This window comes from Psychrobacter sp. AOP7-A1-24 (assembly GCF_052376235.1).
In the GTDB taxonomy this organism is placed as follows: domain Bacteria; phylum Pseudomonadota; class Gammaproteobacteria; order Pseudomonadales; family Moraxellaceae; genus Psychrobacter.
This window is the reverse complement of the sequence record NZ_JBQSVM010000031.1, coordinates 1-11648: the sequence shown is the minus strand read 5'-3', so window position 1 is coordinate 11648 and position 11648 is coordinate 1. Positions and strand designations below refer to the sequence as shown.

At 42.7% G+C, this 11648-nt stretch carries 8 protein-coding genes and 1 pseudogene; 5 read left to right on the top strand and 4 right to left on the bottom strand.

Translation table 11 applies throughout. From position 1 onward, the window contains the following. Nucleotides 1-14 precede the first annotated feature (14 nt). A complete protein-coding gene (locus tag ACT3QQ_RS10545) occupies nucleotides 15-3434 on the bottom strand; it encodes a hypothetical protein (RefSeq protein WP_444527982.1) in 3420 nt (1139 codons plus the stop codon). A gap of 566 nt (nucleotides 3435-4000) precedes the next feature. Between ACT3QQ_RS10545 and ACT3QQ_RS10540 the strand changes: the two genes are divergently transcribed. Then, nucleotides 4001-4633 (top strand): GDSL-type esterase/lipase family protein, encoded by a 633-nt coding sequence (locus ACT3QQ_RS10540; protein ID WP_444527981.1) that lies wholly within the window; start codon nucleotides 4001-4003, stop codon nucleotides 4631-4633. A 175-nt stretch (nucleotides 4634-4808) separates the two neighbouring features. Here ACT3QQ_RS10540 and ACT3QQ_RS10535 read toward each other — a convergent pair whose 3' ends face one another. Together ACT3QQ_RS10535 and ACT3QQ_RS10530 are read right to left on the bottom strand one after the other, a co-directional pair. Further along, nucleotides 4809-5903 (bottom strand): DUF2855 family protein, encoded by a 1095-nt coding sequence (locus ACT3QQ_RS10535; RefSeq protein WP_444527980.1) that lies wholly within the window; start codon nucleotides 5901-5903, stop codon nucleotides 4809-4811. A 26-nt stretch (nucleotides 5904-5929) separates the two neighbouring features. Continuing rightward, the gene (locus ACT3QQ_RS10530; protein ID WP_444527979.1) at nucleotides 5930-7369 is read right to left on the bottom strand and encodes an NAD(P)-binding protein; all 1440 of its coding nucleotides are present in this window, start codon (nucleotides 7367-7369) and stop codon (nucleotides 5930-5932) included. A 118-nt stretch (nucleotides 7370-7487) separates the two neighbouring features. On the opposite strand from ACT3QQ_RS10530, the gene ACT3QQ_RS10525 reads away from it, so the two are divergent. From ACT3QQ_RS10525 to rhuM, 3 genes and pseudogenes are all read left to right on the top strand, one after another. After that, entirely contained in the window at nucleotides 7488-8060 is a 573-nt protein-coding gene (locus tag ACT3QQ_RS10525; RefSeq protein WP_444527978.1) for a TetR/AcrR family transcriptional regulator, read from the top strand. A 90-nt stretch (nucleotides 8061-8150) separates the two neighbouring features. Further along, nucleotides 8151-8894 carry a zinc-dependent peptidase gene (locus tag ACT3QQ_RS10520; protein ID WP_444527977.1) on the top strand — a complete coding sequence of 248 codons (744 nt, stop codon included), beginning with the start codon at nucleotides 8151-8153 and terminating at the stop codon, nucleotides 8892-8894. A 97-nt stretch (nucleotides 8895-8991) separates the two neighbouring features. Then, nucleotides 8992-9959: pseudogene (rhuM, locus tag ACT3QQ_RS10515) on the top strand (RhuM family protein). A 180-nt stretch (nucleotides 9960-10139) separates the two neighbouring features. Here rhuM and ACT3QQ_RS10510 read toward each other — a convergent pair. Then, nucleotides 10140-10811: a hypothetical protein gene (locus ACT3QQ_RS10510; protein ID WP_444527976.1), complete on the bottom strand. Its 672-nt coding sequence runs from the start codon at nucleotides 10809-10811 to the stop codon at nucleotides 10140-10142. A 203-nt stretch (nucleotides 10812-11014) separates the two neighbouring features. Between ACT3QQ_RS10510 and ACT3QQ_RS10505 the strand changes: the two genes are divergently transcribed. Beyond that, complete coding sequence (locus ACT3QQ_RS10505) at nucleotides 11015-11422, top strand: hypothetical protein (protein WP_444527975.1); 408 nt, start codon at nucleotides 11015-11017, stop codon at nucleotides 11420-11422. Nucleotides 11423-11648: the final 226 nt, after the last annotated feature.

Genomic DNA, 11648 nt, shown 5'->3' with positions numbered 1-11648 from the left:
GTCCGCCAAAGCCGTTAAGCAGAAGCAGCGGTCTGTAGATTGTTGGATAGCTCAGGATAGCGATGCAACAACCGTGTGACGGCAACCAGACACGCATGACGCTCCATCTTGCCTGCTGAGTGCGTAAAGGTGAATAGTGTCGGCATAATGAGCGCCGCAAAGGTACTATCAGCCAATGCCACATCACGAAAAGTCTCAATCAATGCCAGTTTGGCACGACTCGCAGATATAGGTTTTAGCGTAATATTGCTATCCGTATCAGCTGTCTCCGTACTTTTATCTGAATAGAGTTGTTGTTTATTGCTGGCACTAGTATTGGGTTCTTGCGAACCGCCCAAACGACCAGGCGGCAGCTCAAATAGCCCGCGGCGTAGCAGCATTAATAACTGATCGACTTCTGCAGGCAAGTTCTCTGCTGTTTTTACTGGCTGATCTTCTATGACTGGTTGAGTGTTGCCGTCTTTGTCTTGGGCAACCTCTTTATCGCTACTGGTTGGTTGCCAGTTTGGAGACACGTGACGCGACTTGTAGTGTTTCCATAGCATGGTCACAGCAGCATAACGTACTTCACGGTCTGTGCTTTGAGTCAGTTGGTATAGAGACTGCACTTCTTGGAAGTGAGCGTGACGCTGTAGCAGCGTGATACCGATTTGGCGAGCGACTAGCGCTTTGCTTTCAATCAAAGCATTTAACATATCGGCATTCAGTTGTGTTGGCTGGATGTGGTAACGGCGATTGGTAACGGAAGGTTCGTCTAAAAGCGCACGTTTCAACAGCTCAGTGACCTCAGTATAAGGCGACTCAGCTATCATGAGCCATAGATCTGGCGTTGGTTGCCACATCGCCATCTCATACTCGCTCAGCAGTAAGCCAAAATCTCGCAGCTGGCTGTTACGCTGTTGTAATAAAGGAATGACGCGCTCAGCGTCGAAGAACGAAGAAGGGATAATCGCATCAGGATCAACAGGTCTGTCTGTCAACGCCATACAAATATGTTCATGATGATGACTTAGGTAGCTGATCGCAAGCTCACTGATAGGCGCAGTAGCATCATCTGTTGCCATGTGCCACAAAGCATCGGCACCTGCAAAAATATCATCTTCGGACACTTCTCGTGATTGACCACTTAGCATTTGTAAAAACGCTGTTTCAGAGATGATTTTTAGTGCTGCACCATCAGCGATTAAACCTTCAGCTTTGAGCTGTTTACTGCCTTTACGGCCATTACCATATAGCGGTGATCCATCATCCCCAATGACCAAATAATCTAGCTTGCCATTGACGGCGCTACTAATAGCACCATTAGCTGCTTTCACGACTTTTTCGGCCTCGCCACGTGTCATGCTTTGCATCTTGCCCGTGAACAAATACCGTTGACCGGACAAATCTACTTCGGTAGCAACATTTGCATCACTATTCGATCCTGTAGTGCTATCACTAGAAGTGCTGTCAGTAGAGCTGCCTTTGTTATTATCGAGATATGCGACAAAATCGGCAGGCAAGAAACCTTTGTTAATACGCTCAATAGCAAATTCACGGTAGAGTGCTTGCTCACTATGTGCTAGCTTCATAAGCCAGTCAAAACCTAGATCTATCGGCGCAAAACGGCGTACATCAGACAGCCAATCTCGCACATTTTCTGCTAAGTATTCATCAAAGTCTAATTGCTGTTGCCAATTCTTGATAGGTTCAGAAGTAGAGGATAAACCTTGATTATCAGTACTACTTATAATATTGATAATACTAGTAGACTTTAATTTTTCAATATATTCAGATACTTGCCAATCAGGCTCATAAGCAAGCGCATGCCAATAGCTCACATCAAGCGCTGCGGCTGATAGCACTTCTTCATCAATCCAGTCGATAACAGTAGATTGTGACAATGGATGTAATAACAGCACTTGCCATACTGAAGCATTTATTTGACTCAAATCCAAACGCCTAAGCTGATCTAACGCAAAGTGCATGCAGTAACTGTCATCATGAGCAGAGAAGTCGTATGCTGCTGATATATCTAGTTGCTGGGCGACGCGAATAAAGTATTCGGATCCTAACTCTTTAGCACTATAAAGCTCAGGCAGTTTTTTTATGGCAAACTTAACACTGTACCGTCTGCTGCTAGTCAACCGTTCAAAAAACCACTCAGGAGTTAAGTCGCGTCTCGTAAAGTGTTTGCTGAGTTGTTTGCTAGCGGTTTGATGGCGATGCTCTGTGTCTAGTAGCTGCCCCCAACCATTGACACCAATATCTGAAATAGGGTCACGACTTAATATATTATTGATTGCAAAGGTTCTAACAGGCTCATAATCTGACATCGCCAGTAGCATCAGCTCAGTAAGCGATAAGTCTTGGGCATAGCTTTTGGCATAGCCAATCGCATATTGATAGGCAGCAGGATAGTGTGAGTGAAGTAGTTGTAGTACGACTTGATGTAAGCCCAATGTCTGGAACTTAGACTTTTCAAAATTAGGTGAGTTTTCTAGTAGCCAAACAATCATCTCATCACGCGCTTTACTATGCGCCTTACCAGCCGATAGATATTGCAGCGTGTCACTACTTACATCACGTAATTGGGTTTTAAAGTCATGCTTGAGACTATCGGTTGCAAACTGTCTGATCGCCTCATTTTTTGCGATAGCCAATAGTTGAATAAGTGGTTCAGGATCTCGTTGCCATGCCTCAGAAAACGCACGACCTTTTGCATCAAATAGCTTGCGAGGGGAGCGACTGCTAAATCGATTGACGCCATAATCTAGGCTATTGTGGAAGCAAATATGATTGAGCACCCAGCTGCTCGTTTGCTCAGGACTACCTGCTGTCATGGTTTCGTCATAGCTGGCGAGTACACAGACAGCAGCATCAATATAGCCAATCGGCATTTGCTGCCCCAGTTGGCGCAAATATCGCCATGCTCTGAGGCTCATATACGTTTTGGTTGCGAAGCTAACATTGGCGCTAGGCGTCTGATCAAAACGTTGTAAATCAATCTTGGCGGCTATTTGGCCAAAAATCTCATAATCTTGAGAAAACTCAGCCTGCTTATAAATACGTTTTAAACCTTTCCACACACCGTAGTTAACTGGTAGCTCACTGATAGCTTGTTTTAAAATGGCTCTAGAGTACGCGCTACCATCTTCCCACAGCGCAGTCAGTATTAAATGGATTTTGTAACGGTCAGGTAAGGGGTAAATGCCTTCGTCTGCTTCGAGTTTGGCAATCATCGCCACACGCTCTGCAAACTGTACTTCTGGGTTTTGCTCCCGAAACTGATGACTTAGAATCTTGTCTAAAAAGCGATCAAACGTCAATTCGCGTTCGGGGATGGGTGTCTCGGGAATCGCATCAGCTTGAGTTGCCAATGTACATAATTTATCGACCAAACTTGGATCTTGGGCTTGCCAAGCTTGCTGAATTTGTGAAAATGACAGACTCATAGAAACTTGCCTTAATTTTTATTTTGTCGGTGCTCGTAATTTTGTAGCACTATAAAAGCGCGTTTCAAAGAAAATATCAAGGACTTTTGTAAGTAAACATATGGGTTACGACATATAACGTCGCGCTTAGATTTTTTTGCAATTATACATTGACAATAATAACTATTATGAGGCAAACTTAACGGGTTGTGAGATTTAGCGTTTCACCGTTTACGGTGAGGGGCGACGTTGCGTCGTCCACGAGTCAAGCCATTACATTTTACCCAAGGAAGACTGTTTCAGTCCTGCTAATACCTAGAAAAAGGCCCTAGTGTCATTAGCTCGCTGGCTCAATCACGCAATCGTGATTGAGCTAATGCACTAGGGCCTTTTTCTAGGTGCAGTCCAGTGAGTCTTCCATGTACCAGGTCATGAGGTAGATTACACAACAATTGAGTGTGACATCGTTATTATGCTGGCATTCAAGGCCTTTAAACCGGAGTAAGTCTGAATAGACAGACTTACTCCGGTTTTTTATTGGCCAGTAAATAATACAATAGCTTATAGGGTATTCAAAAGACATGTATATGCGTGGGAAGTTTTTATCATTGGTAGGTATTGGGTTTGCAGCTACTGTTGGTATAACAGGCTGTGGTAGTGAGCCGACACAGACTGCCTTACCTGAAGGTAGTACGGTGGTCGCTCTCGGTGACTCATTAACCTATGGTTATGGCGCAAATGATGAAACAGCGTATCCTACGGTACTAGCAGAGCTAAGCAAATGGAATGTCGTCAATGCAGGAGTCAATGGTGACACTTCTGCAGACGTGTTGTATAGAGTAAATAAAGTTGTTCAGCATAACCCTGATCTGGTATTACTCGGTGTAGGTGGTAATGATGTACTACAACGCATTGCGCCTGATACCACTCGTGCCAATATCATCGCGACTATAGATACCTTACAATTCAAAAATATTGACGTTGTGCTGATCGCTGAGCCGTATCTCAGTACCAGCGCCTTGTTTGGCAAAGCCAGTGATAATCCACTATATAAAGACATTGCAGAATCTGAAGGCGTACCGCTGTATTCTGACGGCTGGTCAACGGTACTGTCAGATGATGCACTGAAATCTGATAAAATTCATGCCAATGCTGCAGGCTACAGACAGTTCGCCGAAGGGCTGCATAACTATCTAAAAGACGAAGGATGGGTGTATTAAACCGTAATTTAAACGACAGCTTTTGAGCTTTAGAATTATGAGTAGGGCGCCTATCTTCAGTCAATGTATGAAGCAATAAAAAGCAGAGAGCTTAGTCAATAAGCTCTCTGCTTTTTGTTTTACTAATGCTTAATAGGTAACAGTTTTATAGGAAGGCGCTTATAGTTCAGTCATTTTATTCATTGTCACCCATAACTACGACCAAACCTTCATCAGCAGCTATTTTGCCTTCGCAGATATCTTTGTAAACCTTTAGCAAGCCATTAACCCCATCAAGTTCTTGGATTTTTAACCACTCACTAGTTTTTGCGGTGCTATTCATGATGTAGCTTATAGAGCGTTTATTGAACGCTTCAGAACCCCATTCTTTCATACGTTTCTGTACATGACTGGGCGCAAAAAACTGCTGGCTACGTTCTTGGATGATACCTTCGGCATGACGTGGTTCGTCCCAGTGTGTAAGACCAACATTGCTGGTGTAGCGCATGTTTTCACCTAAGTGTCTATGTAGACGACTAAGCACATCAGTGTTGGCTGACATATCTACAATAACCGTCGGCTTGGTCGCATCAATCTGCTCAAGGGTGTCATAGCTAAGCACACTGTCATAGGCATTGATCGAATTAACAAAATCTATATTACGATTTGAGGTGAGACCGATAACGTGCGGTGCGTCTCTATCATCAGCTAGGCCGTATGCTAAGCCAGTACTGGTCTTGCTCGATGCACTGATAATTACCGCTTGCTCTGCACCAAACCAGTTATTACGCTTCAATAGATCATATAAGCAGAATGAGGTTAGGTGCAAGACGAACAATAGCATGCGCTGATTGTCATGGGCGCGGTCATAGCCTTGTTCATGATTAACGCGCTGGTATAAATTATAGCCAGGTGGTAGCTCGGCACGATGGGCACTGCCATCTAGCAAGCTGGTTTGGGTGACTCGCTTGGGTGTTATGATTAATTCATTGGCGGGCGGGAAGTAACCAAATAAGCGCTCACCAACCGGTAGTGCATCGCTATTGGATTCAATGACATCGCCAAACCCCCATACTGGAATAATGCCCCATTTTTCAGGATCGTCGCCATTGGGCGGGAAAAACTGCCAATAGCGTAATTGGTCACCCATGACGGCATAAGTAACATTATTCGCAGTAAAAGCAAAGCGATCGATTTTGACACGTACTTCGCCATCACCGAGAGTGTGTAGCGGCGCCTCTTGTAGACGAGCCTGAGTAAGGTTTACTTTGTGGGTTTGAAATTCTTGCATAATAGCTTCCTTGGCAGTTGTTCTTTTTAGGTATTAGAGGTGCTGGCTTGACGTGCTGCCGTCATTTGCATGACTTCACCCATGAGCTTGGGTATGTTTGCAGCGGCTTTTGGTCCTGCTTCTTTTAGACGTTTAAGAATGGCTAACTCTTCAGGTGGCGTATCCTCGCTGGCTCGTACCAATTTAGTGAAACCATCTAACCTATTATTAATCATCCATTCACGTAGTAAAGGCTCTTTTGACCAACGCATTTGATTCTGCATTTGCTTAACAAGCCCAACCAAAAAGTCCGTATCATGATTTGGGATTGGCACTACTTGGCATAACTCATTTTTGATGGTTTCATCGTTATAATTGGCTTCAATGTGGGCAATAAATGCGGCACTGAATACAGGCTGATAGGTACGTATGGTTTGCACCACCACGGTATCACCTTTGAACACATCGTACGTCTCTGTCACTGGTACTGCTCGTGCCGAGCAATCGATATGCATGGTGTAGGGAGTGGTAGCGATGCTATCATAGCCAAAATAAATCTTGTCTATATCTAAGCGAGTTATGCGACCTTTGCGCACAATGTTTTTAACCCTACGTAATTGCTTAAGCTCTTCACTGCTAATGGTAGCGCCATGGAACATTTGCGGGCGTATATCTGGATCAATACGCATTAATACGCCACCTTTTTCTAAACGATCAAAAAGGTCTTCGATGTTTTCAGCTTCAGCAATCGCTTCTGCCTGAGTAGCCTGCGCCCCTATAGTATGCACAAAAAAGTCACGAGAAGGCTGGGTGTTCTGACGATCGATCAGCCAAGCGTCTCTTGGCATAATCCACGTAATATTATCTGGGTCAATTTGGTTCTCTAATAGCCATAACACTGCGTCAATACCTGTTTTACCACCGCCGATGATGACATAACCATCACGAGGTTTACTCATACTTGGTAAGTCATTTAATGGGCCAAACTTAACACCGTCTGCAATCTCAAAGTTTGGGGTATGCGTCGCTGGTACGGAAGTTTTAAAATAAGTGCCATCGATAGTTTTTTTATGGACCTTAACATCGTAGCTAGTATCAGACAGCAACGATGAAAACTTACCGTCGCCTTGATACTCACACATAGGGAAATACTTCACACGGCCACTTGGTAAAAACGTGTGCTTCATGACTTTATCAAAGTACGTTATGACTTCTGCACCTGATGCCAGCTCAGACAAACCTTTATTTAGACCAATCTTATCAATCGTACCGCCGCAAAGCTCACGCGAGCTAACGCCATAAAAAGATGATGGTTGATGTAAGGTGACAAATGAATAGGCATCGTTCCAATGACCGCCTGGCTTATGATGCTTATCGACGATGATAATGTTGGCATCTGTCTCTGTGAGCAGCACATCGGCAAAAGCCATACCTACTGCGCCACTACCAATAATTAAATAATCTGTTTCTAGCTGTTGAATACTCATAGCGTCCTTACTCTTAAGTTAAATTTTACCAACATAATCAATCTATAATCGTTTGTTTATAACAGTGTTATATACTAGAATAACGCTGTTATAATTGTCAAGACATAGTGAGAACCTAATGGATGTTAGAACCAAAATACTAAACGCAGCATCTGAGCTTTTCTTAGAAGGGGGCGGCGATGCCTTAAGTGTACGCGCCATATCTAAGCGGGCAGGACTGTCCACCATCGGTATATACAGTCATTTCCAAGGTAAACAAGGCATACTAGATGCGCTGTACATAGAAGGGTTTAATCTCGTTCGTGAAGCCATGGATGTCATTCCGGAGGGTAAGGCAAGTAAAGAGCAAGTGCTAGAAGCGTGTCTGGGGTATCTCAATGTAGGCGAGAAATATGAAGCGCATTATCGGCTAATTTTTGGGGAGTCTGATGCAGGATATCAGCCCTCTGAAGAAGCTATTGCTGCAAGAGATAGTGCGTTTTCCAAGTTAGTTCGAGTAGCGGGTTCTTATTTACCAGAAGATGATAGCATGACGGAACGTCGGCAAATAGCATTAGATATCTGGGCAATCGTACATGGGTATGTCAGTATCAGTCACCATGTGGTGTTTGCCGATGAGTTGGAGCTAGATTGGAAGACGATGGCACTTCGTGTGGTTGAAGTGCAGTTGGATGCTATCAAGCCTGTTTAATAACGATATTGGTGTATTGCTGGCAGGTAAGTACATGCTAGGCTGAGTTATTTCAATGTCGTGAGATATAAGATTCGAGGAGATAAAGGTATGTTTGGCATCATAAAAGACTGGCAGGAGCAGCGTATACTGGACAATAGTGAATTTACTCAGGCTGATTGGCAACAGGCAGCCAAACGTATCATCATATTGGATCGATTGAGTACCGATGAGATGTCACATCTGTTTGATTTAGCAACGCTATTTTTGGCTGATAAATCCATCACTGGTGCACAAGGTTTTGAGATTACCGATGCTGTCAGACAATCGATTGCACTGCAAGCGTGTTTGCCGATCTTGAACTTAGGCCTTGAGTGGTATGCTGGCTGGTCATCGATTATTATTTACCCTAGCTCGTACAAAAGTGACAGCGCCACGGTAGATGAGTTTGGTATCGTCCACGAAGGCAGTCAACACCGTAGTGGGGAAGCATGGCTGCGAGGGCCTGTTGTTCTTTCATGGAAAGATGCCAAGCACTCAGGTGAGCGTGATGGGCACAATGTCGTCATTCATGAGTTTGTCCATAAGCTTGATATGATGAATGGTCGTGCCAACGGCTTTCCACCGATGCAACCTAATATGAATCCTGAAAACTGGACACAGATCATGAGCCGCGATTTCGAAGACTTTCAAACACATCGCAAATCAGGCTTAGACCGCTATGGTGCAACCAATCCGGCGGAGTTTTTTGCCGTTTTGAGCGAGGTGTTTTTTGAAACGCCACAAAAACTGGTAGATGCTTATCCAGATATTTATGACATTATGGTAAAGTTCTTTCGTCAGACACCGTTATGAGTGATACTTATAGAGATGGTGACAGTAAGCTGTATTTAAGACAGCATAAGCATATTGGAATTGGGAAGCTGCGGTGATTAACGCGATAAATGACGACATGGCAACAGTAGAGATCTATGAAAGTGCTGATGGAAAGGCGCAAGTAGATGTGCGCTTTGAGCAAGAGACAGTTTGGCTGTCACAAGCTCAAATGACTGAGTTGTTTGGCCGTGATCAATCAGTGATTTCTAGCCATATTAATAACGCCATAAACGATGAAGAAGTCGTTGAATTTGCAATATGCAAAAAATGCATATTGCAAATTCAGATCGTCCAGTAACCTTTTATGACCTAGATGTGGTTATATCAGTAGGTTATCGCATCAAATCTCCTCAGGGCGTGCAGTTTAGACGTTGGGCAACGCAGCGTCTGCGTGAGTACTTGGTACAAGGTTATACTCTTAATCAACAACGCTTCGATAAAAACTCAAGCGAGCTACAACAAGCGTTAAATTTAATCAAAAAAACCGCGCAAAGCCCCGAGCTAAAAACCGATGAAGGACGCGGACTGGTTGAGATTATCAGCCGTTATACGCAGACGTTTTTATGGTTGCAGCGCTATGATGAAGGTTTGCTTGATAGTCCTGCAGGACAAGATGGTGGCATACTACCCAGTACGACTGAGGCGATGGCAGCGCTGACGAATTTGAAAGCGCAGCTGATAGATAGAGGTGAAGCAACTGAATTGTTCGCTAAGCCTCGTGGTGATGGCTTGGACAGTGTATTGGGCAACTTAGAGCAAACGGTCTTTGGTGAGCCTGCGTATCCGACTATCGAGAGTAAAGCGGCACATCTACTGTATTTTATGGTAAAAAATCATCCCTTTACTGATGGTAATAAACGCAGCGGCGCTTTTTTATTCGTAGATTTTTTACACCGTAACCATCGATTACTAAATGATAAAGGTGATATGGTTATCAATAATACTGGGCTTGCAGCATTAACCTTACTGGTCGCAGAATCTGACCCCAGTCAAAAAGAAACTTTGATCAAATTGATTATGAATATGTTGTCGTTAGAGGGCTGATACACAATATTATTAAAAACCATATCAACAGCCGTATCAAAAACCATGCAACCTGAGATAAAAAACGAGTTGCAAAACATATAATTATATTTGAATATACACTGTATTTATAAGCAGATAAAGCAGGCTGCCCGTTAAAAACCAGCTTACAAACTTGTCAGTTAATCACTTTTATACGCTCTAAATCGTCCATTGATCGTTAATGATTGCTACGAGATAACGCTTACCTTGATATTCATCAAATACCAAGCGCATCGCACGCCAATCCATCCCACCATATTCCTCGCTACCATTACTGTAAAACTCAACAAAATCAGAATTTTGATATATTTTATTTAAGTTATTGATACTATTGCCTATAGCTTGGCTGTTATTAAAGCTTATCGTAGGATTATTATTAAATACGCTCGCATTGACCCAAGTATCCAAATAAGTAGGTAATGGCATAACTAATGGATCACCTGTGCCGTCTTTTTTGCCCCAAGTAAATTGAATATTTGACTGCTGCAAGTATTGTGTAAATTGATCTCGACTAAAAACTTTATCTGTCTCAGGCCGTACATAAGCATACATCGAAAAACGAACGCCGCGTGTAGGATGAATGTCGTTAGCAATACTGGCATAGTCGCCATTGGCCAGTGCTTGCTGAATGCGTAACGCTTGCTGTCTAAGGGTTTGCTGACTGATATCAACATTACTAGGTTTTGATAAACTGCTGGTTGGTTGAGATATAATGGCTTCACTGGACTCAGGTGTAGACTGACAACCTGTAGCAGCTAGAGCGAATAACATAAGGCTGCTAGAAGCTAATGTCGTAGATTTTTCCTTCAAAAAGGGAGTTAATGTCGTCATAAGATAATCCTTAGCACAGTTATTAGCGAAAAATATGTCACTATAAATGGTTGCGCGGAGGTATAAGAAAATACCATAAAATCGCTATGTAATTGATATTTGGACAAGTTAGCCTGAATGATACGATAATATAGCAAAGTCCTAATATAGATATGATGTAATAGACCATAATTCTTATAGGATAAAAACTCGCAGAGAGTGAGATGCCAACATATAAATCGCTGACATTGCTATTGACCATAACACTGATGACTATCGGTAACGCTATAGCGGATGTGTCAAAAGTAGATCAGCAGCAAAGTAATATAGCTGATATAAAAATTGCGACCATCACTAGAATGTACCAACAGGATATTGATGATCAAGGTATGAGTAATTCTATAGTACTGCGGCAATATGCAGATGCGGACTTACAAGCGACCATGCAACTTCAGCAAGCGTATTTTGATAAAACTCAGACGTCCTGCAATATAGATTACGATGTACTTTGGAACTCGCAAGATCCTGACTATACGCAAGATAAAAAGTTTTCAATAACTGAGCAAGATTTGGTTCGGGTTAACTTGGCGCAAGGTGGCGATATTTATTCAGAACGGAAAAACTTTACGTGAGCATTTACTTAATAATTGTCGCTAGTAGAAAGCTATAACTAAGATTAAATCTAAGTTAAGTTATAAAATAGAATGTTGTAAATGGCTTTATACTTAACTATCAAAACTATTGGTTTGTTTTCGCATAATGTATATTATGTTAAATGAAGTCTATGTAGTATTAAGTTCATAATACAGGTTGGGATCCTTATGTATCAAGCACATAAGAATTAAATAAACTAAAGCT